26 protein-coding genes and 1 tRNA gene are annotated in these 26,836 nt (G+C 71.6%); 19 read left to right on the forward strand and 8 right to left on the reverse strand.

The features are described 5' to 3' along the window. Window positions 1-3: 3 nt before the first annotated feature. A complete protein-coding gene (gene glgX / locus FHP29_RS09125; RefSeq protein ID WP_139622552.1) occupies window positions 4-2,109 on the reverse strand; it encodes a glycogen debranching protein GlgX in 2,106 nt (701 codons plus the stop codon). Window positions 2,110-2,261: 152 nt separating this feature from the next. On the opposite strand from glgX, the gene FHP29_RS09130 reads away from it, so the two are divergent. The 15 genes from FHP29_RS09130 to FHP29_RS09195 all read left to right on the forward strand — a co-directional run bounded on the left by FHP29_RS09130 (window position 2,262) and on the right by FHP29_RS09195 (window position 14,270). Beyond that, on the forward strand, window positions 2,262-3,047 hold the full coding sequence (locus FHP29_RS09130; RefSeq protein ID WP_139622553.1) for an enoyl-CoA hydratase/isomerase family protein: 786 nt from the start codon (window positions 2,262-2,264) through the stop codon (window positions 3,045-3,047). Window positions 3,048-3,052: 5 nt separating this feature from the next. Further along, on the forward strand, window positions 3,053-3,433 hold the full coding sequence (locus FHP29_RS09135; RefSeq protein WP_240044417.1) for a hypothetical protein: 381 nt from the start codon (window positions 3,053-3,055) through the stop codon (window positions 3,431-3,433). 144 nt (window positions 3,434-3,577) lie between these two features. Further along, the gene (locus tag FHP29_RS09140; protein WP_139622554.1) at window positions 3,578-4,387 is read left to right on the forward strand and encodes an electron transfer flavoprotein subunit beta/FixA family protein; all 810 of its coding nucleotides are present in this window, start codon (window positions 3,578-3,580) and stop codon (window positions 4,385-4,387) included. A 24-nt stretch (window positions 4,388-4,411) separates the two neighbouring features. After that, complete coding sequence (locus FHP29_RS09145; protein WP_139622555.1) at window positions 4,412-5,374, forward strand: electron transfer flavoprotein subunit alpha/FixB family protein; 963 nt, start codon at window positions 4,412-4,414, stop codon at window positions 5,372-5,374. Window positions 5,375-5,564: 190 nt separating this feature from the next. Then, complete coding sequence (locus tag FHP29_RS09150) at window positions 5,565-6,788, forward strand: phospholipase D-like domain-containing protein (protein WP_139622556.1); 1,224 nt, start codon at window positions 5,565-5,567, stop codon at window positions 6,786-6,788. 28 nt (window positions 6,789-6,816) lie between these two features. After that, window positions 6,817-8,067 carry a glutamate-5-semialdehyde dehydrogenase gene (locus tag FHP29_RS09155; RefSeq protein WP_139622557.1) on the forward strand — a complete coding sequence of 417 codons (1,251 nt, stop codon included), beginning with the start codon at window positions 6,817-6,819 and terminating at the stop codon, window positions 8,065-8,067. Between the two features lie 79 nt (window positions 8,068-8,146). Then, the gene (locus FHP29_RS09160; RefSeq protein WP_139622558.1) at window positions 8,147-8,803 is read left to right on the forward strand and encodes a CDP-alcohol phosphatidyltransferase family protein; all 657 of its coding nucleotides are present in this window, start codon (window positions 8,147-8,149) and stop codon (window positions 8,801-8,803) included. Then, window positions 8,800-9,261: an SNARE-associated domain-containing protein gene (locus tag FHP29_RS09165; protein WP_139622559.1), complete on the forward strand. Its 462-nt coding sequence runs from the start codon at window positions 8,800-8,802 to the stop codon at window positions 9,259-9,261. The genes FHP29_RS09160 and FHP29_RS09165 overlap by 4 nt, the downstream gene beginning before the upstream one ends. 255 nt (window positions 9,262-9,516) lie before the next feature. Continuing rightward, window positions 9,517-9,681, forward strand: a complete 165-nt coding sequence (locus FHP29_RS22015; RefSeq protein WP_192903993.1) for a hypothetical protein — start codon at window positions 9,517-9,519, stop codon at window positions 9,679-9,681. A 19-nt stretch (window positions 9,682-9,700) separates the two neighbouring features. Next, a complete protein-coding gene (gene nadD, locus FHP29_RS09170; protein WP_275669438.1) occupies window positions 9,701-10,384 on the forward strand; it encodes a nicotinate-nucleotide adenylyltransferase in 684 nt (227 codons plus the stop codon). Beyond that, window positions 10,381-10,773: a ribosome silencing factor gene (gene rsfS, locus FHP29_RS09175; protein WP_139622561.1), complete on the forward strand. Its 393-nt coding sequence runs from the start codon at window positions 10,381-10,383 to the stop codon at window positions 10,771-10,773. The genes nadD and rsfS overlap by 4 nt, the downstream gene beginning before the upstream one ends. Window positions 10,774-10,787: 14 nt before the next feature. After that, window positions 10,788-11,369: a histidine phosphatase family protein gene (locus FHP29_RS09180; protein ID WP_158296529.1), complete on the forward strand. Its 582-nt coding sequence runs from the start codon at window positions 10,788-10,790 to the stop codon at window positions 11,367-11,369. Window positions 11,370-11,447: 78 nt separating this feature from the next. Next, window positions 11,448-11,520: transfer RNA gene (locus FHP29_RS09185), tRNA-Ala, on the forward strand. 164 nt (window positions 11,521-11,684) lie between these two features. After that, window positions 11,685-13,139 (forward strand): protein adenylyltransferase SelO, encoded by a 1,455-nt coding sequence (locus FHP29_RS09190; protein WP_139622562.1) that lies wholly within the window; start codon window positions 11,685-11,687, stop codon window positions 13,137-13,139. A 135-nt stretch (window positions 13,140-13,274) separates the two neighbouring features. Continuing rightward, window positions 13,275-14,270 (forward strand): diacylglycerol/lipid kinase family protein, encoded by a 996-nt coding sequence (locus FHP29_RS09195; protein WP_139622563.1) that lies wholly within the window; start codon window positions 13,275-13,277, stop codon window positions 14,268-14,270. Here FHP29_RS09195 and ppgK read toward each other — a convergent pair. Beyond that, window positions 14,262-15,050 carry a polyphosphate--glucose phosphotransferase gene (gene ppgK, locus FHP29_RS09200; protein ID WP_139622564.1) on the reverse strand — a complete coding sequence of 263 codons (789 nt, stop codon included), beginning with the start codon at window positions 15,048-15,050 and terminating at the stop codon, window positions 14,262-14,264. The two genes, FHP29_RS09195 and ppgK, sit on opposite strands and share 9 nt — an antisense overlap. Before the next feature lie 81 nt (window positions 15,051-15,131). Here ppgK and FHP29_RS09205 point away from each other — a divergent pair, with 81 nt between their 5' ends. Then, window positions 15,132-16,808 (forward strand): glycoside hydrolase family 13 protein, encoded by a 1,677-nt coding sequence (locus FHP29_RS09205; RefSeq protein WP_139622565.1) that lies wholly within the window; start codon window positions 15,132-15,134, stop codon window positions 16,806-16,808. A 5-nt stretch (window positions 16,809-16,813) separates the two neighbouring features. Next, complete coding sequence (locus FHP29_RS09210; RefSeq protein WP_139622566.1) at window positions 16,814-17,821, forward strand: LacI family DNA-binding transcriptional regulator; 1,008 nt, start codon at window positions 16,814-16,816, stop codon at window positions 17,819-17,821. 1 nt (window position 17,822) lies between these two features. Here FHP29_RS09210 and FHP29_RS09215 read toward each other — a convergent pair whose 3' ends face one another. From FHP29_RS09215 to FHP29_RS09235, 5 genes are read right to left on the reverse strand one after another with little or no spacing between them, the layout of a single operon-like run. Continuing rightward, window positions 17,823-18,683 (reverse strand): carbohydrate kinase family protein, encoded by an 861-nt coding sequence (locus tag FHP29_RS09215; RefSeq protein WP_139622567.1) that lies wholly within the window; start codon window positions 18,681-18,683, stop codon window positions 17,823-17,825. 4 nt (window positions 18,684-18,687) lie between these two features. Continuing rightward, window positions 18,688-19,785 carry an ABC transporter ATP-binding protein gene (locus FHP29_RS09220; protein WP_139622568.1) on the reverse strand — a complete coding sequence of 366 codons (1,098 nt, stop codon included), beginning with the start codon at window positions 19,783-19,785 and terminating at the stop codon, window positions 18,688-18,690. An 8-nt stretch (window positions 19,786-19,793) separates the two neighbouring features. Further along, window positions 19,794-20,645, reverse strand: a complete 852-nt coding sequence (locus FHP29_RS09225) for a sugar ABC transporter permease (RefSeq protein ID WP_240044418.1) — start codon at window positions 20,643-20,645, stop codon at window positions 19,794-19,796. Beyond that, window positions 20,642-21,649: a carbohydrate ABC transporter permease gene (locus FHP29_RS09230; RefSeq protein WP_205013985.1), complete on the reverse strand. Its 1,008-nt coding sequence runs from the start codon at window positions 21,647-21,649 to the stop codon at window positions 20,642-20,644. The genes FHP29_RS09225 and FHP29_RS09230 overlap by 4 nt, the downstream gene beginning before the upstream one ends. Beyond that, window positions 21,646-22,944, reverse strand: a complete 1,299-nt coding sequence (locus tag FHP29_RS09235) for an extracellular solute-binding protein (RefSeq protein WP_139622569.1) — start codon at window positions 22,942-22,944, stop codon at window positions 21,646-21,648. Before FHP29_RS09235 ends, FHP29_RS09230 begins: the two co-directional genes overlap by 4 nt. A 127-nt stretch (window positions 22,945-23,071) precedes the next feature. Between FHP29_RS09235 and FHP29_RS09240 the strand changes: the two genes are divergently transcribed. Together FHP29_RS09240 and FHP29_RS09245 are read left to right on the forward strand one after the other, a co-directional pair. Beyond that, on the forward strand, window positions 23,072-24,094 hold the full coding sequence (locus FHP29_RS09240) for a LacI family DNA-binding transcriptional regulator (RefSeq protein ID WP_139622570.1): 1,023 nt from the start codon (window positions 23,072-23,074) through the stop codon (window positions 24,092-24,094). Between the two features lie 12 nt (window positions 24,095-24,106). After that, entirely contained in the window at window positions 24,107-25,492 is a 1,386-nt protein-coding gene (locus FHP29_RS09245; RefSeq protein ID WP_139622571.1) for an NAD(P)/FAD-dependent oxidoreductase, read from the forward strand. Here the strand turns inward: FHP29_RS09245 and FHP29_RS09250 are convergent. Further along, on the reverse strand, window positions 25,479-26,729 hold the full coding sequence (locus FHP29_RS09250) for a PucR family transcriptional regulator (protein ID WP_139622572.1): 1,251 nt from the start codon (window positions 26,727-26,729) through the stop codon (window positions 25,479-25,481). The two genes, FHP29_RS09245 and FHP29_RS09250, sit on opposite strands and share 14 nt — an antisense overlap. Window positions 26,730-26,836: the final 107 nt, after the last annotated feature.

The raw sequence follows: 26,836 nt of genomic DNA on the forward strand, positions 1-26,836 counted from the left end.
GGGCTATGCGTCGGACTCCCGCATCACGACCACGCTGCGCGGACAGAGGGTCAGCAGCGCGCCCACCCCGACCTGCGTGCCCTCGGGCAGCTCCGGGTCGGTGGAGAGGACGACCGAGCCGGCGTGCACCCAGTCGTTGTCGGGCAGGTGGACCTCGACGGGCTCCGCGCCGGCGTGGAACCACATGAGGAAGGACGCGTCGATCTGCTGCTCGCCGCGGGGGCCGGGCTCGCGCAGCGGCCTGCCGGAGACGAACATCCCGATCGTGTGCAGCGTCGCGTCGTACCAGTCCTCGTCGGTCATCTCGCGGCCCGTCGGGTGCAGCCAGGCGAGGTCCTTGGGGCCGCCGACGATGGCGGGACGTCCCTCGAACCAGTGCCGCTGGCGCAGGGCCGGGTGCTCGCGGCGCAGGCGCAGCGCCGTGCGGGTGGTCTCGTAGACGTCGAGCCAGGCCCCCGGCTGCCCGTCGGCGCGCCAGTCGACCCACGAGATCTCGTTGTCCTGGCAGTAGGCGTTGTTGTTGCCGCCCTGCGTGCGCCCGCGCTCGTCGCCGGCGGTGAGCATCGGGACGCCGTTGGACAGGCACAGGGTGGCCATCAGGTTCGCCGCCTGCCGCCGTCGCAGTGCCACGATCTCCGGATCGTCGGTCTCGCCCTCGACGCCGTGGTTCCACGACCGGTTGTTGTCGGTGCCGTCGCGGTTGTCCTCGCCGTTGGCCTCGTTGTGCTTGGCGTCGTAGGACACCAGGTCGCGGACCGTGAACCCGTCGTGGGCGGTGATGAAGTTGACCGAGTTGTACGCCGAGCGGCCGTCGTCGGCGTACAGGTCCGAGGACCCGGCGAGGCGGGTGGCGACCGCGTGCACGCCGTCGGAGTGGCCGCGCCAGTAGTCGCGGATCGTGTCGCGGTACTGGTCGTTCCACTCCACCCACGGGGGCGGCATGCCGCCCACGAGGTAGCCGTCCATCGAGACGTCCCACGGCTCGGCGATCAGCTTCACGTGTCGCAGCACCGGGTCCTGGCCGATGGCGATGAGCAGCCGGCACGCCATGTCGACCTTGATCGCGTCGGGCCCGGCGGTGCGTGCGATCGCGGACATGAGGTCGAAGCGGAAGCCGTCGACGTGCATCTCGGTGACCCAGTAGCGCAGCGAGTCGAGGATGAGGCGCAGCGCCAGCGGATCCTCGGAGTTGACGGTGTTGCCGCAGCCGGTGACGTCCCAGTAGGTGTCGTCGTACCCGTCGGGCGAGGGCACACGGCGGTAGAACCCCCGGTCGTCCAGCCCGCGGAAGGAGTACGTCGGGCCGTCGGGCCCGGCCTCGGCGGTGTGGTTGTAGACGACGTCGAGGATGACCTCGAGCCCTGCGGCGTGCAGCGAGCGCACCATCTGCTTGAACTCCGAGACCTGGCCGCCGCGGTCGCCGGTGGAGGAGTACGACGCGTCCGGGGCGAAGTAGCCGATCGGGTTGTAGCCCCAGTAGTTCTTGGTGCCGCGCTCCAGCAGCGCCGGCTCGGAGAAGAACTGCTGGACGGGCAGCAGCTCGACCGCGGTGACGCCGAGATCCTTCAGGTAGTCGGTCACCGCGGGGTGCCCGAGACCCGCGTAGGTGCCGCGCAGCTCCTCGGGGATGCGGTCGTGCAGCTTCGTGTAGCCCTTGACGTGCAGCTCGTAGACCACCGTGTCGCGCCAACGCCGCCGCATGGGGGCGTCCTCGCCCCAGTCGAACGACGGGTCGACGACCACGCTCTGCGCGTCGCCCTCGGTGCCGGCGACGGCGAGTCCGTAGGGGTCGAGCAGCACCGTCTCGGGGTCGAAGCGCAGTCCCTCCTCCGGCTTCCAGAGGCCCTCGACCCGGAACCCGTAGCGGGTGCCCGGCGTGATGCCGGGCAGTGCGCCGTGCCAGATGCCCAGTGACTGCTCGGTGAGCGGCAGCCGCCGCTCACCCGAGCCGGGCTCGTCCTCGAACAGGCACAGCCACACGGCCGACGCCGCGGGGGAGTAGACCGCGAAGTTGGTCGACTCGGGCGACCAGGTCGCCCCGAGGGGCCAGTTGCGTCCAGGCCACACCGGGGCCTGCTCTCCGAGGTTGCGCCAGAGGCCGGGGGTCACGCGGTCATTGTGCCCGGGTGCCCTCCCGGCGTCGCGACACGCCCGCCGCTGCGCCCAGGTGGCGGGTTCGGGTGACCCGGTCGGTCCGGACGCGGCAGAATGCGGGACGGGGGCCCGGGTGGCCGGGCCGGATCCGTGACGAGAGGGAGCAGATGACTGCGGAGTTCGTGCGCCTGGACGTTGCCGACGGGGTCGGGACCATCCGACTCGACCGGGCCAAGGCGATGAACGCGATCAGCATCCAGGTCCAGGACGAGCTCACGCTCGCCGCGGCCGAGGCGACCGACCGCAGTGACGTCCGTGCGGTCGTCGTGTGGGGCGGCGAGAAGGTCTTCGCCGCCGGCAACGACGTCAAGGAGATGTCCGACATGTCCTACACGGACATGGTCGACCGGGTGCAGCGGCTGCAGGACGCCGTCAACTCCGTCGCTCGGATCCCGAAGCCGGTGGTGGCCGCCGTCAACGGCTATGCCCTCGGCGGTGGCTGCGAGCTGGCGCTCGCGGCCGACGTCCGCTTCGCCGCCGACAACGCCGTGCTCGGCCAGCCCGAGGTCCTCCTCGGCATCATCCCGGGCGCCGGCGGCACCCAGCGCCTGCCCCGTCTGGTCGGCCCCAGCAAGGCCAAGGACCTGCTCTACACCGGTCGGTTCGTGAAGGCCGAGGAGGCGCTCGCCCTCGGCCTGGTCGACCGCGTCCTCCCCGCCGCCGACGTGTACGCCGAGGCGGTCGCCTGGGCGTCGAGGTTCGCCACGGCGGCGCCGTACGCCCTGCGGGCGATCAAGGAGTGTGTGGACCGCGGTCTCGAGCTCGACCTCGAGAGTGGCCTGCAGATCGAGCGGCACAGCTTCTCGGCGATCTTCGCCACCGAGGACAGCCGCACCGGCATGCGGTCCTTCATCGAGAACGGGCCGGGCAAGGCCACCTTCGAGGGGCGGTGACACCGATGAGCTCCCGCGACGACAACGATCCGGCCGCGAGCGAGCGGGTCGACGAACGGCACGCGGCGCCGAGCCGGTCGCTGACCGTCGCTCGGGTGCGCGACAACATCGCCCGCGTGGTGTGGCTGGTGTGCATGGCGCTGGCGCTGATCCTCGCCATCGCCGCGTTCACCTACGCCCTCGAGGCCAACGAGAACAACGGTCTGGTCAAGCTGGCCCGCGACCTCGCCGACGCCTTCGACCTCGGCTTCTTCGACCTCGACAACCCGGTGAAGGCCTTCGAGGGCAAGAACGCCGAGGTCAAGACGGCGCTGTTCAACTACGGCCTCGCCTCGGTCGTCTACCTCGTGATCGGACGGGTGCTCGAGCGCGTCGTCCGCCCGTGACCGACGCCACGTGGACCAGGGTGCCGCCGTTGGTGACCGGGCGGTAGCCTGCGAGACGCTGTCCTCATCGGACCAGAGCTGTTCCCTGCCCGGACACGCGGCAGGGCTCACGTTGCACAGGAAGGGGCCGGTCCGGCCACAACCATGACTCTCTCCAACATTGTCGTTCTTGTGAAGTACGTCCCCGACGCCACGGGGGACCGGAAGTTCGAGGCGGACAACACCGTCGACCGCGTCGGCGTCGACGGGCTGCTCTCCGAGCTCGACGAGTACGCCGTCGAGCAGGCCCTGCAGATCAAGGAGAAGCGCTCGGGTGAGGGTGGCGAGGAGATCACCGTCACCGCGCTCACCGTGGGTCCGGCCGAGGCCGAGGCCGCCGTGCGCAAGGCGCTGCAGATGGGCGCCGACAAGGCGGTCCACGTGCAGGACGACGCGATCGCCGGCTCGGACGCCGTGGCGACCTCGCTCGTGCTGGCCAAGGCGATCGAGAAGATCGGCGTCCCCGAGCTGATCATCGGTGGCCTCGCGTCGACCGACGCCGGCATGAGCGTCGTCCCGGCGATGCTCGCCGAGCGGCTCAACCTGCCCCAGGTCACCCTGGCCGCGGTGGTCGAGACCCAGGGCGACCAGGTCCGCATCAAGCGCGACGGCGACACCGCCACCGAGGTCATCGGCGGGACCCTGCCCCTCGTGCTGTCGGTCACCGACCAGTCGGGCGAGGCCCGCTACCCGTCCTTCAAGGGCATCATGGCCGCGAAGAAGAAGCCGCTCGACGCGCTGTCCCTGGCCGACATCGGCGTGGACGCCTCCGAGGTCGGCCTCGACGCCGCGTGGACCCAGGTCGAGGAGACCTCGGCCCGCCCGCCGCGCACCGCCGGCGAGATCGTCAAGGACGAGGACGGCTCGGGCGCCACGGCGCTGGTCGAGTTCCTCGCGTCCAAGAAGTTCATCTGAGAAGCCAGAGGAGATCGAAAAGTCATGTCTGAAGTTCTCGTTCTGGTCGACCACGTCGACGGCGCGGTCCGCAAGCCCACCTACGAGCTGCTCGCGATCGCCAAGCGGATCGGCTCCCCGTCCGCGGTGTTCATCGGTGGTGCCGACAAGGCCGACGCGGTCGCCTCCGCCGTCAAGGGCTACGGCGCCGACAAGGTGTACGTCGTCGACGACGCCGAGATCAAGGGCTACCTCGTGGCGCCCAAGGCCGAGGTGCTCCAGCAGCTCGCCGAGAAGTCCTCCCCGGCCGCGATCCTGATCCCGGCCTCGGGCGAGGGCAAGGAGATCGCCGGCCGTCTGGCGATCAAGCTCTCCTCCGGGTTGATCACCGACGCCGTCGACGTCCAGGTGAAGGGTGAGGACATCGTCACCACCCAGTCGGTATTCGCCGGCAACTTCACCGTCGACGCCAAGGTCGTCAAGGGCACCCCGATCATCGCGGTCAAGCCCAACGCGGCCGCGCCCGAGCAGGGCGACGGCGCCGGTGCGGTCGAGCAGTTCGCCGCGACCATCTCCGACGCCGCCAAGACCGCGCAGATCGTCGCCGCCCAGCCGCGTCAGGCCACCGGCCGTCCCGAGCTCACCGAGGCCGCGATCGTGGTCTCCGGTGGTCGTGGCACCGGCGGCGACTTCGCCGCGGTCGAGGGTCTCGCCGACGCCCTCGGTGCCGCCGTCGGCGCCTCGCGCGCCGCCGTCGACTCGGGCTGGAAGCCGCACACCTTCCAGGTCGGCCAGACCGGCAAGGTCGTCTCGCCGCAGCTCTACGTCGCCAACGGCATCTCCGGTGCCATCCAGCACCGCGCCGGCATGCAGACCTCGAAGACGATCGTGGCCGTCAACAAGGACGAGGAGGCCCCGATCTTCGAGCTCGTCGACTTCGGCGTCGTGGGTGACCTCCACACCGTCCTCCCGAAGGTCACCGAGGAGATCGAGAAGCGCAAGGGCTGAGCCACCCGCTCACCCGGCCGCGGGACGTCGTACTCCGGTACGGCGTCCCGCGCCGCTTTTCGCGCCCCTGCCGGACCCCGCAGGACCTTGGTGTGTGATCTGCTCACGTCCCGTGTGAGCAGATCACCCATCAAGCGGGACATGACGGCTCGATTAGATGCATTAAGTCCAGTGTCTTAGTGTTCTTCGGGTGAAGACCGTCGCCGTCGTGCTCCTGGTGCTCGCCACCCTCCTGGCCGGGCTCGTCGCGCCCACCCCGCCCGCGACCGCCGACGACACCTGGCAGCCGACGACCGGCGCCACCTTCAACAACCCGATGGGCGGGTTCAAGGCGCGCACCCGCGTGGTCCGGCAGGTGCACGCCGCGATCCGACACACCCCGCCGGGTGCGACGATCCGGATCGCGACGTACAACATCGACCGCGCCGACACCGCCCGACTGCTGGTCCGGGCGCACAAGCGCGGCGTGCACGTCCAGGTGATCGTGAACGACAACATCGTCGGGAGGACGATCCGCGGCCTGCGGGACCGGCTGGGCCGCGACCGCAGGGCCGACAGCTTCCTGCACATCTGCTCCAGCGCCTGCCGCAACGGCTCGCGCGCCGGCAACCTGCACCTCAAGGTCTACTCGTTCAGCCAGACCGGCGCCGCGCGGTCGGTGGTGATCAGCAGCTCCAGCAATCTCGGGTACGGCGCCGCGACCGGCCAGTGGAACGACGCCCTCACCATCAGCGGCGACGACGCGCTCTTCGCTGCGTGGACCACGGTCTTCGGCCAGCTCAAGCGGGACCGCACCGCGAAGCCGCGCCACCTGGAGTACGGCGGCGAGAGCGTCGGCGTCGCCTTCCAGCGGCGCTACGCGACGTCCGGCGACCCGCAGCTCCAGCGGCTGCGTCGCGTCGACTGCGCGGCGCCGACCGGCTTCGGCGACGGGCAGGGGCACTCGATCGTGCGGGTCAACATGTACGCCTGGTACGCCGGGCGCGGCGAGGCGCTGGCCCGCGAGCTCGCCTCGATGCGCGCCGAGGGCTGCGACGTCGCCGTCGTCGGCTCCGTGGTGAGCGGACCCGTCGTGCGGATCCTGCAGAGGGCCGGGATCCCGGTCCGGATCGCCGACTGGGACTGGGGCGAGAAGCTGTCGACCGCCGGCGACGAGATGGTCTTCGGCGCCCGCTGCTACTCGCACCTCAAGTACGTCACGGTCGACGGCACGTTCCGCGGCGCCGCGACGCGCGTGGTGTGGACCGGCTCGGAGAACTGGTCGCCGCCCGGGCTGAGCAGCGACGAGGTCACCTTCGAGGTCCGCGATCCCGCCGTGGTCGCGGCGTACGACGCCCAGTGGCGGCTGATGTACGAGAGCCGTCGCATCACGCACCGTCCCGGCATCCGGCCGACCAGCCGCCCCTGCGCCTGATCGCGCGCCACGCTCCTATCCTTGAGCCATGACTGCCGAGGTCGAGGTCCGCGAGGTCGCCCAGCGCGCCCGGGTCGCCAGCCGCTCGCTGGCGCTCGCCACCCGCGCCCAGAAGGACGCCACCCTCCACGCGATGGCCGATGCGCTGCTGGCGCGCGCCGACGAGATCCTCGCCGGCAATGCCGAGGACGTCGCCCGGGCCGAGGCCGACGGCACGCCGCCCAACATCATCGACCGGCTGCGACTGACGACCGAGCGGCTCGAGGGCATGGCGCAGGGGCTGCGGGAGGTCGCCGGGCTCGCCGACCCGGTCGGCGAGGTCGTGCGCGGCAGCGTGCTGGCCAACGGCCTCGAGCTGCGCCAGGTGCGCGTGCCGTTCGGCGTCGTCGGCATGATCTACGAGGCCCGCCCCAACGTGACCGCCGACGCCGCCGGCATCTGCCTGAAGTCCGGCAACGCCGTCCTGCTGCGCGGCAGCTCGTCGGCCCGCTCCAGCAACGCCGCCATCGTGGCCGTGCTGCGCGACGCCGTCGCCGCGTCCGGTCTGGAGGCCGACGTCGTCCAGCTCGTCCCCGGCGAGACCCACGACAGTGTCAAGGCGCTGATGCGGGCCCGCGGCCACGTCGACGTGCTCATCCCGCGCGGGGGAGCGGGGCTGATCCAGTCGGTCGTCAACGAGTCCACGGTCCCCGTGATCGAGACCGGGGTCGGCAACTGCCACGTCTACGTCGACCGCGCGGCCGACCTCGACAAGGCCCTCGCGATCGTGCTCAACGCCAAGACCCACCGCACCAGCGTCTGCAACGCCGCCGAGTCGCTGCTCGTGCACGCCGAGGTGGCCGACGCCTTCCTGCCGCGCGTGGTCGCGGCGCTGCAGGGCGAGGGCGTCACGATCCACGGCGACGAGACCTTCGGCACCCACGCGGGCGTCGTACCGGCGACCGACGAGGACTGGGCCCAGGAGTACCTCTCCCTCGACATCGCCGCCCGCGTCGTGCCCGACCTCGACACCGCGCTCGACCACATCCGCGCCTGGTCCAGCGGTCACTCCGACGCGATCGTGACCGAGGACCTGGCGGCGTCTCGCCGGTTCGTCGCCGAGGTCGACTCCGCCGCCGTACTCGTCAACGCCTCGACCCGCTTCACCGACGGCGGCGAGTTCGGCTTCGGCGCCGAGATCGGCATCAGCACCCAGAAGCTGCACGCCCGCGGCCCGATGGGGCTGCCGGAGATGACCTCGACCAAGTACGTCGTCATCGGCGACGGCCACATCCGGTAACCCGCGGGCCGCCGGACCTCGGGCCAAGGTTCACCTCCCGATGCGCGGCCGATGCGGGGCCTCGCGGTAGGTTCGCGCCATGGCAGGCTCTCCGGACCGGATCTATGCGGATCCGTCCGTCGAACGTCTCTTCACCGGCGCGACGATCATCACCTTCGTGCGCACGGCGATCACCCTCGCGATCGCCGTGTGGGCGGCGTACGACGCGAGCCTGACCTGGATCGTGATCGGCCTGGTGACCTACTGGGTCGGTGACAGCATCGACGGCGAGTGGGCGCGCTGGCGCGACTGCGAGACCCGGATGGGCGCGGTCGTCGACATGATGTGCGACCGGCTCAGCTGCGGCGCCCTGTACGTCGGACTCATCTGGCTGCAGCCGGGCGGGTGGATCAGCGACGAGCCGATGACCTGGATCGGGATCCCGATCGGGATCTACCTCTTCGAGTTCATGGTCATCGACATGTACCTCTCGTTGGCCTTCCTGGCCTGGCCGATCCGCAGCCCCAACTACTTCCACGTGATCGACCGCCGGATCTACCTGTGGAACTGGTCGCGCATCGGCAAGGCGGCCAACTCCGGCGCCTTCGCCGTCATCCTGCTGGTGAGCGGCTGGGTCTGGCTCGGCACGCTCATCGCCGTGGCCCTGCTGGTGCTCAAGTGCGTCTCGCTGCGCTGGCTGCTGCAGCTGGGGATCCCGATCCCGTCGCGCGGGTCCGAAGGGGTGCCGGCGGCATGATCCTGTGGCTGACGACGTTCGCCTTCAGCATCGCGTCCGCCCTCCTCCCGTTCCTGCCGATCGAGGTCTACATCGTCGGCGCCGGCTCCACCGAGCACGGCACGGCCGCCGCGATCTCCCTCGGCATCGCCGCGGGCGCCGGCGCGACCATCGGCAAGATCGTCTGGTACGAGCTCGCCCGGCGCGGCGCGGAGTCGGCGTGGGCGCAGAAGAAGCTCTCCAAGCCCAAGGTCAAGGCCACCTACGAGAAGTGGGTGGCCCGGATGCAGGGCCGCCCGGTGTACGCCGCCGGCGTGATGTTCGTCGCCGCCTCGGCCGGGATCCCGCCCCTCCTCGCCATGTCGGCGGTCGGGGGACTGCTCAAGATGCCGCTGTGGGTCTTCGTGCCCACGGTGTTCGTGGGTCGCACGATCCGGTTCACGCTGCTCTTCCTCGGCGTCGACTTCGCCATCCACTGATCATTTGCCCGAGCGTGTCGCCGGTCGGCGGGTGCGGACGGTCGCTCGCTGCGCTCGGACCGCCCTTCCCGCCGACGCGCTGCGCGCGGGGCGCCACGCTGCCGGCCGACCATCTGGCCGAGCGTGTCGCCGGTCGGCGGGTGCGGACGGTCGCTCGCTGCGCTCGGACCGCCCTTCCCGCCGACGCGCTGCGCGCGGGGCGCCACGCTGCCGGCCGGAGTCGGTCGCGAGCCGGCGGTTGGATACGATGCCCCCATGCTCAGCCAGATCAGCCAGGCCGCTCTCGTTGTCGCCCGCGCCGCGGAGGAGCACGGCGAGCCCGCCGTGAACCCGTGGCTGATCGGTGGCGGCGTGCTGGCCTTCCTCATGTTCCTCCTCGTCGGCCTCGTGTGGTTCGGCGGCGGCCGCGAGCACAGCTGAGCCGGCCGGTGCTCTGCCGGTGACGGACGCGCCACGCCGGCCCCGGCTCGGGGTGATGGGCGGAACCTTCGACCCCATCCACCACGGCCACCTCGTCGCGGCCTCGGAGGTCCAGGGCTGGTTCGACCTCGACGAGGTCATCTTCGTGCCCACCGGGCAGCCGTGGCAGAAGTCGGGCCGTCAGGTGGCGTCCGCCGAGCACCGCTACCTGATGACCGTCGTCGCCACGGCGGCGAACCCGCGCTTCACGGTCAGCCGCGTCGACATCGACCGCGACGGGCCGACGTACACCACCGACACGCTGCGGGACCTGCGCGCGCAGCGTCCCGACGCCGACCTCTACTTCATCACCGGCGCCGACGCCCTGACCGACATCTTCAGCTGGCGAGACGCCGACGAGCTCTTCGAGCTGGCGCACTTCGTCGGCTGCACCCGGCCCGGGTCGGAGATGGACCCGGCCACGTTGGCCCGGATCCCGCACGACCGGGTCACCATGGTCGAGATCCCCGCCCTGGCGATCTCCTCCACCGACTGCCGTGAGCGTCAGCGGGCCGGCCAGCCGGTCTGGTACCTCGTGCCCGACGGCGTCGTGCAGTACATCACCAAGCACGGCCTCTACCCGGCCGCCGCGTCGGACGTCGAGGAAGTTGCGCCGCAACCGTCTCGCGACCCGGCCACCACCACTGGAACGGAAACCCCATGAGCGCCACCGACCACGCCGTCCAGCTCGTCCACGCAGCCGCCCGCGCGGCCGCGGACAAGCTCGCGACCGACCAGCTCGCCTTCGACGTCAGCGAGCAGCTCGCCATCACCGACGCCTTCCTGCTCGCCACCGGCGCCAACGACCGTCAGGTCCGCGCGATCGTCGAGGAGATCGAGGACAAGCTGCGCGAGCTCGACGCCAAGCCGATCCGCCGCGAGGGTCACCGCGACGGCCGCTGGGTCCTGCTCGACTACGGCGACGTCGTCATCCACGTCCAGCACTCCGAGGAGCGCGAGTTCTACGCCCTCGAGCGGCTCTGGCGCGACTGCCCGACCATCGACCTGCCCGCCGACGTCCACGGGCCGGTCCCGCCGCCGGCCGCCGAGTGAGGCGCCGCATCGTCGTGCTCCGGCACGGCCGCACCGCCTGGAACGCCGAGCGCCGGATCCAGGGCCAGCTCGACGTCGAGCTCGACGCCACCGGTGTCGAGCAGGCGCAGGCGGTCGCGCCCCTCATCGCGGCGATGGAGCCCGCGCTGGTGTGGTCCAGCGACCTGGCCCGCGCCCGGCTGACCGCCGAGATCGTCGCCAAGGAGGCCGGCCTCGAGCCGACGTACGACGAGCGGCTGCGCGAGTTCCGCCTCGGTGACTACCAGGGCGTGACCCACGCCGAGCTCGAGGCGCGCGACGCCGCCGCCTTCGGCCGCTTCCAGCGCGGCGAGTGGGACGGCATCCCCGGCGCCGAGGCGCCCGCGGACGTCGCCGCCCGCTTCACCTCCGTCCTCCGCGACCTCGTCGCGGCGCTCGGCCCGGGGGAGACCGGCGTCGCCGTCTCCCACGGCGCGGCGGCGCGCTCCGGCCTGGTCGCCTTCCTCGGCTGGCGCCCGGAGCAGGCCCACGACCTGCGCGCCCTGGGCAACTGCGCCCGGGTCGTGCTCGAGGAGCGGTCCACGGGGGAGTGGGCGATCGCGACGTACAACACCTGACCCCCCGATTTCACCTCGCTGGGGTGGTGTGGCTAGTATTTCCGTCGTTGCTTCGCCCTCGGGTGAGGCGATGACCCCGGGGGTGTGGCGCAGCTGGTAGCGCACCTGCATGGCATGCAGGGGGTCAGGGGTTCGAGTCCCCTCACCTCCACCGGAAAGCACTGGGCAGGGCCGTGTTCCCAATCCCGAACAGGGAGAAGGACACGGCCCTCCAGCTTTTTCGGTCGAGTATCAGCCGCGCCTCACCGTCGAGCTGTACTCAGGGTGGCGCGCCTTGCCACCGGGCCTCGCCCCGTGCGGCCGTAGGCTCGACACATGACCGTCGTCCCGCAGCAGGTTGCGATGCTCCAGCACCGGTACGCGACGGCACTGCCTGAGTTGGCCCTTCCGTCGGTGGCGGCGGCCGTGCCCGACCCGCAGGTCGTGGTCCTCAACGAGCCCCTCGCCGTCGAGCTCGGCCTGGCCCCGGACCGGCTTCGCACGCCCGACGGCGTTGGACTTCTCACGGGCACGGTCGTGCCCGAGGGTGCGATGCCGGTCGCTCAGGCGTATGCCGGGCACCAGTTCGGCGGATTCACGCAGCTCGGCGACGGTCGCGCCCTGTTGATGGGGGAGCTCGTGGACCTCGATGGACGGTTGCGCGACCTGCACCTCAAGGGCTCCGGGCGTACGCCGTTCGCCCGCGGAGGCGATGGTCTCGCTGTGCTCGGGCCGATGCTGCGCGAGTACGTCGTCAGCGAGGCCATGCACGCGCTGGGGATCCCGACGACGCGCTCGCTCGCCGTGGTCGCGACCGGGCGCGCGGTCCGCCGCGAGGAGTCCCTGCCGGGTGCGGTGCTGGCGCGGGTGGCCAGCAGCCATCTGAGGGTCGGCACGGTGCAGCTGGCGCGCGCCGCCGGAGACCCCGACCTGCTGCGCCGCGTGGTCGATCATGCGATCGAGCGACACCACCCGGACGCGGCACGCGACGCCCACCCGTACCTCGCCTTCTACCGCTCGGTCGTCTCCGCGCAGGCCCGGCTCATCGCCCAGTGGATGCTCGTGGGCTTCGTGCACGGCGTCATGAACACCGACAACATGACCCTGTCCGGCGAGACCATCGACTACGGACCGTGCGCCTTCATCGACGCCTTCGACCCCGCGACGGTGTTCAGCTCGATCGACCAGGGCGGCCGTTATGGGTACGCCAACCAGCCCGCCGCGGGGGAGTGGAACCTCGCCCGCCTGGCCGAGGCGCTCCTCCCCCTGATCGACGAGGACCAGGACCGGGCGATCGCGCTGGCCACCGAAGCACTCGGCGCCTTCCGTGCCGAGTACGACACGGCCTGGGCCATGGGCATGCGCGTGAAGCTGGGTCTTGCCGGCGACGCCTCGACCTCCGACGAGCTGTTCGCACCGCTGCTCGACCTGCTCCGGGAGAGCCACGTCGACTACACGTCGTTCTGGCGCAGGCTGGCGGCGGCGGCTCGCGGCGACGTCGAGCCGGTGCGTGGGCTGTTCGTCGACCTCGCCGGGTTCGATGCCTGGCTGGCGCGGTGGCGTGCGCTCGCGCCTGACGCCGACGCGATGGACCGGGTCAACCCGCTGCACATCCCTCGCAACCACCTCGTCGAGGAGGCGCTCGGAGCAGCGACGTCGGGCGACGTCGCACCGCTGGAGAACCTGCTGGAGGCAGTGCGGTCGCCGTACCAGCGGGTGGTGGGGCTCGAGAGGTACGCCGAGGCGCCGCCTGCCGACTTCGGGCGCTACCGGACGTTCTGTGGCACGTGATCCGAGCTCAGCTTGGATCAGCCGGAGGCCCTCGGCCGGCGAGCAGCCTGGTGCTGACCGGCGCATGCCCGGACGCCGTGATCGAGTCGTCCGGTCGTGACGCGCGAGGGCCGCGCCGCGCCCTACGCTGACCGCATGCCCCAGCAGCTGCTCGTCATCACCAACGCACGGGCGGGCTCGGCCGACAATCAGGCCGTCAACGACGCCCTCACCGTGCTGCGGGAGGAGGCGTGGGTCGAGGTGCGCGGCACCGGCGACCTCGACGAGCTGGCCGACGCGCTGCGCGAGACCGGCGGGCGCACGATCGTCGTGGCCGGCGGCGACGGGAGTCTGCACGCCGTCGTCCAGACCCTCCACGGCCTCGGCGAGCTGACCGGGCGCACGCTCGGGCTGCTGCCGCTGGGCACCGGCAACGACTTCGCGCGGAGCCTCGGCATCCCCCGCAGCGCCCGTCGCGCGGCCCGCGTCATCCTCGACGGGGCCGCCCGTGCCACCGACCTGGTGGTCGACGACGAGGAGCGGGTCACGGTCAACAACGTCCACATCGGTGCCGGAGCGGAGGCCGGTGAGCGCGGGGCGCGCTGGAAGGCGCGACTGCGCCGCCTCAGCGACATCGTCGGGATCGGCCCGGTCGGGCTGGGGCCGGTCAACCTCGGTCCCCTGGGGCTGGGGGCGGCGAGGATCGGGCCGGCGAATCTCGGCCGGCTCGGCTACCCGATCGGTGCCCTGCAGACGGCGATCTACCCGCCGACGCTCCGGCTCCGGATCGAGGTCGACGGCGAGGTGGTCGTCGAGTCCGACGAGGAGGTGCTGATGGTCGCGGTCGGCAACGGCGCCACGGTCGGTGGCGGCCTGGCCCTGACGCCGGACGCCGACCCGCACGACGGCCTGCTCGACGTCCTCGTCGCGACCCCGGTGACGCTGCTCGACCAGATCGAGTACCTCGTGCACCTCACCTCCGGCAGCCACGAGTCGTACGCCCGGGCGGGGATCGTCCGCGGCCGCAGCGTCACGGTCAGCGGCACGCCCTTCGACTGCAACAGCGACGGGGAGCTCGACGGTCCGGTGAGCGAGCGGACCTGGCGGGTCCTGCCGGCGGCGTACGCGATGGTCGTGCCCGCGTCACCTTAGGCCGGTCGCCGCCGGCTCGAGGGGGCGAGCCGTGGCCGCCACCCGCGCTGCGCCGATGATGCCCGCGTCGTTGCCGAGGGTCGCGGCCACGAGGGGGGTGCGCACCGCGATGTGCGGGAGGAACTCCGCCGCGCTCGCGCTGACCGCGCCGCCGACCACGAACAGGTCGGGGGAGAGCAGGTCCTCCAGGGCGCGGTAGTAGACCGTGAGCCGCTCGGCCCACTGGGCGTAGGTGAGACCGTCGCGGTGCAACGCGGAGGTGGCAGCGTCCCGCTCCGCGGGCCGGCCGCCGATCTGGAGATGGCCGAGCTCGGTGTTGGGGACGAGTGCTCCGTCGACGAGCAGGCACGAGCCGATGCCCGTCCCGAGCGTGGTCACCAGGACCACGCCGGATCGGCCCCTCGCGGCCCCGTGGGTCGCCTCGGCGAGCCCGGCGGCGTCGGCATCGTTGATCACGCGGACGTCGCGGCCCAGGTGCTCGCGGAGTGCCCGCTCCGCCTCCAGGCCGATCCAGGACGGGTCGATGTTGGCCGCGGTGCAGGTCACGCCGTCGCGGACGACGGCCGGAAGGGCGACCCCGACCGGTGTCGAGGGCTCCGGGGCGAGGGCCTCGACGAGCGAGCCGACCGCCTCGACCACGTCGGCCGGCGTGGCGGGACGCGGCGTCGGAGCGACCTGCCGCTCCGAGAGGAGGGTGCCGCGGTCCGAGGCGACGAGCGCCGCCTTGATCGTCGTACCGCCCACGTCGATGCCCACCGCCGGGCCCGGTCTCACCTGCATGGCGGAGAGACTACGCAAGAATCGCCGAAACTTGCAGTCATCTTGCGCGTCGTCTTGCAGGACGGTTACCGTCGTGGCGTGATGAGCGAGACGACTCCGAACGCGCCGCGCCCGGCCGAGGACCGCCTGCCCGGCGGCGACTGGTGGCGCCACGCCGTGATCTACCAGGTCTACCCGCGCAGCTTCGCCGACGCCGACGGCGACGGGGTCGGCGACCTGGCGGGCGTCCGCGCCCGCCTGCCCTACCTGCGCGACCTGGGCGTGGACGCCGTGTGGCTCTCGCCGTTCTACGCCTCCCCGCAGGCCGACGCGGGGTACGACGTGAGCGACTACCGCCGTGTCGACCCGGTGTTCGGCGACCTCGCCGACGCCACGGCGCTGATCCAGGACGCCCACGGACTGGGCCTGCGGGTGATCGTCGACCTCGTGCCCAACCACTGCTCCGACCAGCACGAGTGGTTCCAGCGGGCGCTGCGGGAGGGGCCCGCGTCCTCGGTGCGCAAGCGCTTCCACTTCCAGCCCGGCCGCGGCGAGGACGGCGAGCTGCCGCCCAACGACTGGGAGTCCGTCTTCGGTGGTCCGGCCTGGACGCGGGTGCCCGACGGCGAGTGGTACCTCCATCTGTTCTCCCCCCAGCAGCCAGACTTCAACTGGGAGCACCCGGCGGTGCACGACGAGTTCCGCTCGATCCTGCGGTTCTGGCTCGACCTCGGCGTCGACGGCTTCCGGGTGGACGTGGCCCACGGTCTCGTGAAGGCGCCCGGTCTGCCGGACGTCGGCGACGCGGACCAGCTCAAGCTGCTCGGCAACGGCGTCACGCCGTACTTCGACCAGGACGGCGTCCACGAGATCTACCGCGACTGGCACCGGGTCCTCGCGGAGTACGACGGCGAGCGGATCCTCGTCGCGGAGGCGTGGACGCCCACGGTCGAGCGCGCGGCCGACTACGTGCGTGCCGACGAGATGCACCAGGCGTTCAACTTCGCCTACCTGTGCACCGACTGGGACGCCGGCGCGCTGCGCTCCATCGTCGACCTGTCCCTCGAGGCGATGGGCGCCGTCGGGGCCCCGGCCACGTGGGTGCTCTCCAACCACGACGTCACCCGCCATGCGACCCGCCTCGCGAACCCGCCGGGGCTCGGGATCCAGATGATCACGCCGGGCGATCGCGAGCTCGGCCTGCGCCGGGCGCGTGCCGCGACCCTGGTCATGCTGGGCCTCCCGGGATCGGCCTACGTCTACCAGGGCGAGGAGCTCGGCCTGCCCGACGTCACCGACCTCCCCGACGAGGTCCGGGCGGACCCGTCCTTCCACCGCGCCGCCGGCCAGGACGGTTTCCGCGACGGCTGCCGGGTGCCTCTCCCGTGGTCCGGGACGCAGGCGCCCTTCGGGTTCGGCCCGGCCGGCGCTCCGAGCTGGCTGCCCCAGCCCGCGAGCTGGGCGGAGCTCAGCGTCGAGGCGCAGACCGGGGTCGTCGGCTCCACGCTCGAGCTCTACCGCTCCGCGATCGCGTTCCGCCGCTCCGAGGCCGCGCTGGGCGGGGGAGACGGTGTGGATTGGCTGGAGGCGCCGGCCGGCGTCCTGGCGTTCCGGCGTACGGCGCCCGCGGGCGACCCCGTCGTCGTCACCGCGAACACGACGGGAGAGCATGTGCGCATGTCCCTTCCCGGTCGTCTCCTGCTCGCCTCGGACGACGTCGCCGTCGACGGCGACGAGGCCGTGCTCCCGCCCGACACCACGGCATGGTGGGCCCAGTAGCCGACATGGACCAGCCCCGACTGCTCGACGTCGCCGCCCACGCGGGCGTCAGCGAGGCGACCGTCTCCCGGGTCCTCAACGGCAAGCCGGGCGTCTCCGCGGCCACGCGGCAGAGCGTGCTGGCCGCGCTCGACGTCCTCGGGTACGAGCGCGCGACCCGTCCGAAGCGGGCCAGCGCGGGCCTGATCGGCGTGATCATGCCCGAGCTCAGCAACCCGATCTTCCCCGCGCTGGCCCAGGTGATCGAGCAGATCCTGGTGCGCCACGACTACATCCCGGTGCTGTGCACCCAGACTCCCGGCGGCTCGACCGAGGACGAGCTCGTCGACATGCTCGTCGAGCGCGGCGTCACGGGCATCGTCTTCGTCTCCGGCATCCACGCCGACCTGAGCGCCGACCACGAGCGCTACGCGCGGATCGCCGCCCGCGGCGTGCCGTTCGTCCTCGTGGACGGGCACAGCGACCGGATCTCGGCCCCCTTCGTCTCCGCCGACGACGCCGCGGCCACCCGGATGGCGGTCGAGCACCTCGTCGAGCTCGGGCACGAGCGGATCGGCCTGGCTCTCGGACCCGAGCGCTTCGTCCCGGTGGTCCGCAAGGTCGCGGGCTTCCGCGACGCCATGGCGCGCCGCGGACTGGACGCCGAGGGCCTGGTGGAGCACTCGCTGTTCACCGTCGAGGGCGGGTACGCCGCCGCCGGGGTGCTGCTCGACCGCGGCTGCACCGCCATCGTGTGCGGCAGCGACATCATGGCGTTCGGGGCCGTGCGGGCGGTGCGGGCGCGCGGGCTCGACGTCCCCGGCGACGTGTCGGTCGTCGGCTTCGACGACAGCCCGATGACCGCCTTCGCCGACCCGCCGCTGACCACGCTGCGCAAGCCGGTCGACGCGATGGGCGCTGCGGCCGTCGACGCGCTCCTCGACGAGATCGACGGCAACACGGCCTATCGCACGGAGTTCGTGGTCCAGCCCGAGCTCGTGCTGCGCGGCTCGACCGGTCGTCGTACCGGCTGACTCACACCAGCGCGTCGAGCGCCGGGTGCAGGTGCCGGCTGGCGAGCACGGAGGCGGCGTGCTCCGCGCCGGCGGCCAGCGCCTCGGGGAGCTCGGCCCCGGACAGGTGCGCGTCGAGCACGCCCGACAGGAAGGCGTCGCCGGCGCCGTTGGTGTCGACCACCGGCACCGGGACGGCCGCCACCCGGTGCGTACGCCCGGACCGGTCGAGCGCGATCGCGCCCTCCGCGCCCAGGGTGCACACGGCGAAGGACGCCCCGTGCCGCAGGCACCGTCCGAGCAGGTCGACGGGGTCCGAGGTGCCGTCTGCGTTCATGAAGACGACGTCGGCCGCCTCGAGGAACGGCCGGTGGAACTCGGCACGACCGTCGTAGTCGTGCAGATCGGTCCAGATCGGGCACCCCGCGGCCACCGCGGTCCGGGCCAGCCGACGCGACTCGGCCGACAGGTCGAGCACGACGACCGACGACTCCGCCATCAGCTCGCCGATCCTGCGATCGCGCGGCGGATCCTCGGCCTGCTCGGACGGATGGGCCAGGTAGATCGACACCCGCTCGCCGCGCGACGTCATCAGGTTGAGGTGCTGCTCGGTCGCCGTCGTCGACGCGACGAGCAGGCGTACGCCGACCGCGTCCAGCAGGGAGCGGACCCGATCCCCCTCGGCGTCGGCTCCCAGCTGGACGGACAGCAGGACATCGCGGCCCAGCGCCGTGAGACCGATCGCCTTGCCGGCGGACGTGCCGCCGACCGTCTCCCAGGACCCCGCCGCGACGGTGGTGTGCGGCACGGGGTCCGGGAGCCGGTCGAGCAGCACGATCCGGTTCCACGACGCCGGCCCGGCGATGAGGACGTCGTGTGCCATGTCGTCAGGCGGTCGGCAGCGCCTCGCCGGTGGCGGGCGAGAACACGTGCATCCGGTCGGGGAGGATCCGGAAGTGGACCCGGCTGCCCTTCGGCGGCACGCTGCGGGGAGCCACCTTGGCCACGAGCTGCGGGTCGCGCAGGCTCGCGCCCTCGAGGGTGCCGTAGAGGAAGGCCTCCGAGCCGAGCTCCTCGGCGACGAGCACCTCCACCGCGAACGCGTCGGGTGCGTAGCCGGCGACCATCTCGAGGGCCTCCGGACGGAAGCCGAGGACGACCTCCGACTCGGTCAGCGCGGCGGTGGCCGTACGCGGCAGGGGCACCCGCGCCTCGCCGATCACGGCGGCGCCGTCCTCGACGCGGAAGGTTCCGAGATTCATCGCGGGGGAGCCGATGAACCCGGCGACGAACGCGTTGGCCGGCTTGTCGTAGAGCTCGAGGGGAGCGGCCACCTGCTGCAGGATGCCGTCCTTGAGCACGGCGACGCGGTCGCCCATCGTCATCGCCTCGACCTGGTCGTGGGTGACGTAGACGGTCGTGATCCCCAGCCGCCGCTGGAGGGCCGCGATCTGGGTCCGCGTCGAGACGCGGAGCTTCGCGTCGAGATTCGACAGCGGCTCGTCCATCAAGAAGACCTGGGGCTCGCGCACGATGGCGCGGCCCATGGCGACGCGTTGGCGCTGACCGCCGGAGAGCGCCTTGGGCTTGCGGTCCAGATAGGGCTCGAGGTCGAGCACCTTGGCGGCGTCGGTGACCCGCGCGGTGATCTCGGCCTTGGACAGCCCGGCGATCTTGAGGGCGAAGCCCATGTTCTCCCCGACGGTCAGGTGGGGGTAGAGGGCGTAGCTCTGGAAGACCATGGCGATGTCGCGGTCCTTGGGGCGCAGGTGCGTGACATCGCGCTCGCCGATCCGGATGGCGCCGGAGGTGACGTCCTCCAGTCCGGCGAGCATCCGCAGACTGGTGGACTTGCCGCAGCCCGACGGGCCGACCAGGACGAGGAACTCGCCGGCGCGGACCTCGAGGTCCAGGCTGTCCACGGCAGGGGTGGTGGACCCGGGGTAGACCCGGGTCGCGGCGTCGAAGACGACAGGGGTGGACATCGGGACTCCTATCCCTTGGTGCCACCGGCGGTGAGGCCGGCGACGAGGTGTCTCTGGGCGAAGTAGAAGACGAGCGACGCGGGCAGCATGATGAGCACCGCTCCCGCCGTCAGCAGGTCCCACTGGGGGTTGAACTGGGGCACGAACTGCTGCAGTCCGGCTCCGAGGGTGAGCTTCTTGTCGCTGAGGATGAAGGCGATCGCGTACGCCACCTCGCCCCACGCGGTGAGGAAGGTGTAGAACGCCGTCACGGCGAGCCCCGGCCGGGCGAGCGGCAGGATCACGTACCAGAAGGTCTTGAACGGACCGAGACCGTCGAGCGCCGCCGCCTCGTCGAGATCGCGCGGGATGGTGTCGAAGTAGCCGCGCAGCATCCAGGTGCAGAACGGCACCGCGACGGTGCAGTAGGCGATGACGAGGGAGGCCTTCGTGTCGATCAGGTTCAGCGAGGCCATGATCGAGTAGATCGGCACGATCAGGATGGCCACGGGGAACATCTGGGTGATGAGGAAGACCCACATCAGGCCGCGCTTGCCGGGGAAGTTGAACCGGCTCAGCGCATAGCCGGCGGTCGCCGACATCGCCATGCCGATCACCATCGTGAACACCGCCACCACCACCGAGTTGAGGAACCACGTGGGGAAGCTGGTGTCGAACAGCACGTGCCGGTAGTTCTCCAGGGTCGGGTGGTCGATGAGCGTGACCTTGCTCGACTGGATCGCGTTCTGCGGCTTGATCGAGGCCAGGAACACCCACAGCACCGGGAACAGCGCGATCGCGGTGGCCGTGAGCAGGGTGGCGTGCAGGGCGACGGAGGCGCCGAGGCTGCGCTCGTCGCGACCGCGGGGACGTCGGCTCACCAGACTTCTCCCTTGCTTCGCAGGACCCGGCGGTACATCGCGGCGTACACCACCAGCATGGACAGGATGAGGACGCCGTACGTCGCCGCGAGGGAGTAGTTGCGCAGCCCCTCGAAGGCGGCGCGGAAGGCGCCGGTCACCAGGATCTCGGTCTCCCCGGCGGGCTCGCCGCCGGTGACGAAGAAGATGATCGGGAACATGTTGAAGGTCCAGATCGTGCCGAGCAGGATGACGGTCGAGCTCACCGGGCGCAGGCCGGGCAGGGTGACGTGCCGGAAGCGCTGCCAGGGCGTGGCGCCGTCCATCTCCGCCGCCTCGTAGAGGTCGGCCGGGATCGACTGCAGACCACCGAGGATGGCGACCATCATGAAGGGGACGCCCAGCCACACGTTGGTCACGATGGCGGCGAACATCGACGTCCAGCGGTGGTTGAACCAGTCCACCGGGTCGATTCCGACATTGCTCAGCAAGGAGTTGATCAGCCCGAATCGGGGATTGAAGAGGAACTTCCAAGCGAAGGCGCTCACGAAGGCCGGCACGGCCCAGGGCACGATCAGCAGCACCCGGTAGAGGCTGCGCCCCCGGAAGGTCCGGTTGAGCAGGACCGCGAGGCCCAGCCCGATCGTGTAGTGGAAGAACACGCACGCGCCCGTCCACACCACGGTGTTGACCAGGAGCAGCCAGAAGTGGCCACGCTCGCCGGTGAGCAGGTCGACGTAGTTGTCCAGGCCCACGAACTGGGCACGGTCGGGGTTGGGGACGCAGTCCTCGCCGCCCCCGAGGGTCTGGGTGCAGATCAGGTCGCGGTTGTTGGTCTCGTTGAGGTCGGTGAACGACTGGTAGATGCCCTGGAAGAGCGGATACAGCACCAGGACGCCCAGCACGAGCACGGTCGGGAGCACCATCGCCCACGCGTACCAGTGCCGGTCGAGCAGGCGCCGGACCCGGCCCCGGCGGGCGGGGCCCGGCTCGTGGCCGGGCCCCGCGGAGATCACCGTGGTCACGGCAGGTCGTAGTCCGGGACGACGTCGGACTTGTACTGCTCGGCCGTCTTGTCGAGCGTGGCCGAGACGTCGGCGCCCTGCACGAGCACGCGGGTCGCCATGTCGTCGAGAGGCCCGAAGAACAGGCCGCCCTCCGGGATCCAGGGGCGCGCGACCGAGACGTCGAGCGCGGACTTCCACGCGGTGATCCGCTCGTTGTCCTCGACCAGGTCGTAGGCGGCCTCGTTGGTCGGGAGCAGGCCGAGCTCGTCGGCGATGTAGGCCTCGGACTCGGCCGAGGTCATGAACTTGATGAACGCGGTGGCTGCTGCCGCCTTGGCGTCGTCCATGCCGGAGTAGACGACGTAGTTGTGACCGCCGACCGGCGCGCCGGCCCCGGCGGACCCGCCGGGGACGGGGGCGATGCCGAGGTTCTCGAAGCCGCCGAACTCGGGCGCCTTGGTGATGTTCGCGACCTCCCAGGGACCGTTGACGATCATCGCGACCTTGCCCTCCTTGAAGAGGGTCATCATCGTTCCGTAGGAGTCGTTGGCGTCGGGCTTCGGAGCGGCGCCCGACTTCACGAGGTCCTGGGCGATCTTGATGCCGGCCTTGTTCTCGTCGGAGCCCACCACGATCTTCTTGGCGTCGCTGTCGACCAGGTCGCCCCCCTCGCCGTACATGAACGGCAGCACGAAGTAGCCGGCGCTGTTGACGTAGATGCCGTCGACACCGGCCTTCTGCTTGAGCAGCTTCGCGTCCTCCTCGACCTCCTTCCAGGTGGTCGGCGGGGCGTCGATGCCGGCCTTCTCGAACAGGGCCTTGTTGTACATCAGGCCGAGGGTGTCGGTGACCTGCGGGACGCCGTAGGTCTTGCCGTCGTAGACGTTGGACGACATCGGGGTCTCGAGGAAGTCGGCGTCCTCCAGCAGCGGGGTGCCGTCGAGGGCGTAGAGGTGGCCCGCCGCGGCGAACTCCGGCACCCAGGCGACCTCGGCGCGCAGGATGTCGGGCGCACCCTGGCCGGCCTCGGCCGCGGTCTTGAACTTGTTCTGCGCGTCGTCGAACGGGACCGACTGGTAGTTGATCTCGACCTTCGGGTACTCCTCGTTGAACTTCTTGATGAGCTCCTTGAACGCCGGGCCCTCGTTGGTGGGGTCGGAGGTGTCCCACCAGGTCAGCTCTGCGGAGAGGGACGAGGGGTCGACCTCGCCGGATGACTTGTTGTCGCCGCCGTCACCGTCTCCGCCGCCGCAGGCGGCGAGGACGAGGGCGAGGGCAGCGATGCCGGCGGTGCCGGGCAGCGTGCGACGCATAGGAACTCCTTGGAAGGACAAGCGATCGGGATGGCGGCCCTTGTGAGGGCCGTCACGGACCGTAGCAACAACTTGCAGGATTTGGAAGTGGTTGCACTGATCTTGCAAGGAGGTGTTTCATAGGGCCATGGGCACACTCTCGGAGATCGCCGGGCAGGCGGGCGTCAGCGAGGCGACGGTCAGCCGGGTCCTCAACGACAAGGCGGGCGTCAGCGACTCCGCGCGCCAGGCGGTGCTGACCGCGCTCGACGTGCTGGGCTTCGAGCGCCCCTCGAAGCTGCGCCGGCGCAGCGGCGGTCTGGTCGGTCTCGTCGTGCCCGAGCTCGACAACCCGATCTTCCCCGCCTTCGCGCAGGTCATCGAGGATGCGCTGGCCCGCCGCCGCTACACCCCGGTGCTGTGCACGCAGTCCCCGGGCGGCATCTCGGAGGACGAGTACGTCGAGTCGCTCCTCGACCACGGGGTCGCCGGCATCATCTTCGTCTCGGGCCGCCATGCCGACACCTCCGCGGACCACCAGCGGTACCAGGCACTGGTGGATCGCGGGATGCCGGTCGCCTTCATCAACGGCTACGCCGAGGACATCGACGCGCCCTTCCTGTCCACCGACGATGCCGCCGCCATGGAGTTCGCCGTCGCCCACCTCGTCCAACTCGGCCACCGCAGGATCGGCCTGGTGACCGGTCCGTCGCGGTTCGTGCCGTCGCGCCGCAAGCGCGCGGGCTTCATCGCCGCGACGCAACGCCTGCTCGGCATCAGCGCGAAGGACGCCGCCGGGTGGATCGAGGAGGGCCTGTTCAGTGTCGAGGGCGGAGCCGCCGGGGCCCGCAGCCTGATCGAGCGGGGGGCGACAGGCATCGTGTGCGCCTCCGACCTGATGGCGATGGGCGCGGTGCGGGGGGCTCGTGACGCCGGACTGTGGGTCCCCGCGGACGTGTCGGTCGTGGGCTTCGACGACTCGATCCTGATCGGCTTCCTCGACCCGCCGCTGACCACCGTGCGCCAGCCGGTCCAGCCGATGTGTGCGGCCGCTGTCGCTGCGCTCGCCGACGCGATCGCCGGGGATCCGATCCCCGCGAAGGAGTACATGTTCAAGCCCGAGCTCGTGGTACGTCGCTCGACCGGCCCGGCGCCGGGAACCGACCGATGAGAGGGTGGCGGGGTGTCCGACCGAGCCGCGCGCCGTACCGGGGAAGTGTCGCACTGGTGGGCCGAGGTCGGACCGCCCGAGCCGCAGGACCCGCTCCCAGGTGACCTCGAGGCCGACGTCGCGATCGTCGGCGCCGGCTACACCGGCCTGTGGACCGCCTACTACCTCGCGGAGATGCGGCCCGACCTCGACGTGCGGGTGGTCGAGCAGCGGTACGCCGGCTACGGCGCGTCCGGCCGCAACGGCGGCTGGCTCTCCGCGTCGGTGACCGGTGGCCTCGACGGGTACGCCCGCACCCACCCGCGCGCGGACGTCGCCCGCTTCCAGACGGCCATGAACGACGCCGTCGAGGAGGTGGTCCGGGTGGCCGAGCGCCACGCGATCGACGCGGGAATACGGCGCGGCGGGACCCTGCTCGTCGCCCGCAACGCCGCCCAGGAGGGCCGTGCCCGTGCCGCCGCGGCGGCCGCGGCGCGTTGGCCGGAGACCGGCGCGCGGCTGCTGAGCGCGGACGAGGGGGACGCGCGGATCCGGGTCGCCGGCACGCGAGCCGCGCTGTGGGAGCCGCACTGCGCACGGATCCAGCCGGCCCGGCTGGCCCAGGGCCTGGCCCGGGTCGTGCGCGAGCGCGGGGTGCGGATCCACGAGGACACGACGGTCCGCTCGATCGCCGCCGGCCGTGTGGAGACCGATCGCGGCACGGTGCGTGCACGCCACGTCATCCGCGCGACCGAGGGCTTCACCGCCGGACTCTCCGGCGAGCGCCGCACGTGGGTGCCGATGAACTCCTCGATGATCGTCACCGACCCGCTCCCGGCGGCGGCGTGGGCGGAGATCGGATGGGAGCACTACGACACGCTCGAGGACTTCGCCCACGTCTACTCCTACGCGCAACGGACCACGGACGGCCGGATCGCGATCGGCGGCCGGGGGAATCCCTACCGCTTCGGCTCGCGGACCGACCTCGACGGCGACATCCCCGACCGCACCGTGCGCCACCTGCGTGAGGTGCTGTGCTCGTGGTTCCCGGCCCTGCGCGACGTGGGGATCGCCCACGCGTGGAGCGGTGTCCTCGGCGTCCCGCGGAACTGGCGCGCGACGGTCGGGTACGACGCCGCCACCGGCCTGGGCTGGGCCGGCGGGTACGTCGGCACCGGGGTCACCGCCACCAACCTGGCCGGACGCACCCTCGCCGACCTGATCGCGGGGGAGCGCACCGAACGCACGACACTGCCGTGGGTCGACCAGCGGGCGCGGCACTGGGAGCCGGAGCCATTGCGCTGGGTGGGCATCCACGGGCTCTACCGGGCCTACGGACTGGCCGACCGGCTCGAGGCCCGGGGCGGGCGTCGTACCTCGTGGATCGCGACGGCGGCGAACCGGATCAGCGGTCGGTAGCTTCGGTCGCCCGGTCCGGGTGGAGGTCGTCGACGGTCAGGGCGGACCCGAGGAGCAGCAGCCCGCGGGAGGTGCGCGGATCGGCTCCGGTCAGCTCCGCGATCCGAGCGAGCCGGTTGTCGATGGTGTTGGGGTGCACGCCCAGCTCGCGGGCCACCTTCTTGCGATTGAAGTCGTGGGCGAAGTAGGACCGCAGGGTGGTGAGCAGGTCCGGTGCCAGCCTCGCGGTCAGCTCGGCCAGGGCACCGCGGGCCCGGGTGTCCCGGGACAGCTGGAACTCGAGCGGAAGCTCGGACAGGACGCCGAGGGCGGGCTGCGGACGGCCGCGGACCAGCTCGCCGAGTTCCCGGGCCAGGCTCACCGCCTCGGGCAGCTCGGGCGCCGGGGCGTCCGCGACCATGCCGGCATGGATCGACGCGAGCGCGACGCTGGAGAGGCGGACGAGCAGTTCGCGGACCCTCGCCGGCTCCGGCGTACGGTCGGTCGCGGGGAGGAGCGCGACGCCGCCCGTCGGCTCGAGCCGAACGAGCAGGTCGGTGCCGAACCGGCGCCGCAGCTCGTCGTGGACACGCCGCACCTTGCGTCGCCCCGAGGCCCGGCGACCCACCTCGTCCGACCTCTGCTCGTTGGGAGTCTCGCCCAGCTCGAACCAGAGCACGTGGTACGCCGGAGCCAGCCGGATCCCGAGGCGGGAGGCGAGCTCGGCGTCAGGATTGCCGCCCACGAGGCCCTCGACCAGCTCCTGCTCCGCGGCCCGGGTGTCGGCGCCGATGGACGCGGCCTCGTCCTGATGGGCTTGGATGGCGAGCCGGGTCAGCCGACGCTGGCGCTGCACCAGCGCCTGGAGCACCGCGACCACCTCGGCCGGCGGGCGCGGGCCGATCTCGTCGAGGACCGCCGAGGCGATGATCGAGAAGACCATGAGGTGGGCGTCGACCATGTCGGCGATCGGCATGCCCTCCTGGGCGCGCAGCTGAGCCCCGCGGACGACACTGTCGAAGCGGACCGCCAGGTCGCCCTCCGCCGGCTCGTCCCCGCCGAGATCGGTGACCATGTAGCGACCGGCCACCCGGACGTTGTGCGAGACGACCGGATAGATGTTGCGGGTGTCCAGCCGCGCCCCGTAGTGCGGACTCTCCACGGCCCAGGCCGCGACCGCGGCCTCCGCGACCGCGAACAGGCGGTCCGCGGTGCGACCGACGGCCTCCGCCAACTCGGGCGAGATGGGCTGTGACATGTCACAAGACGATAGCGACCGGCTTGGGCCAAGGCGCGATGTCGGTGTCCTTCGTCACCTTCCAGACTGGTTCCACCAGCCAATGCGACCAGGATCACAGGGAGGGG

The organism is Nocardioides albidus (assembly GCF_006335005.1).
Taxonomy (GTDB): domain Bacteria; phylum Actinomycetota; class Actinomycetes; order Propionibacteriales; family Nocardioidaceae; genus Nocardioides; species Nocardioides albidus.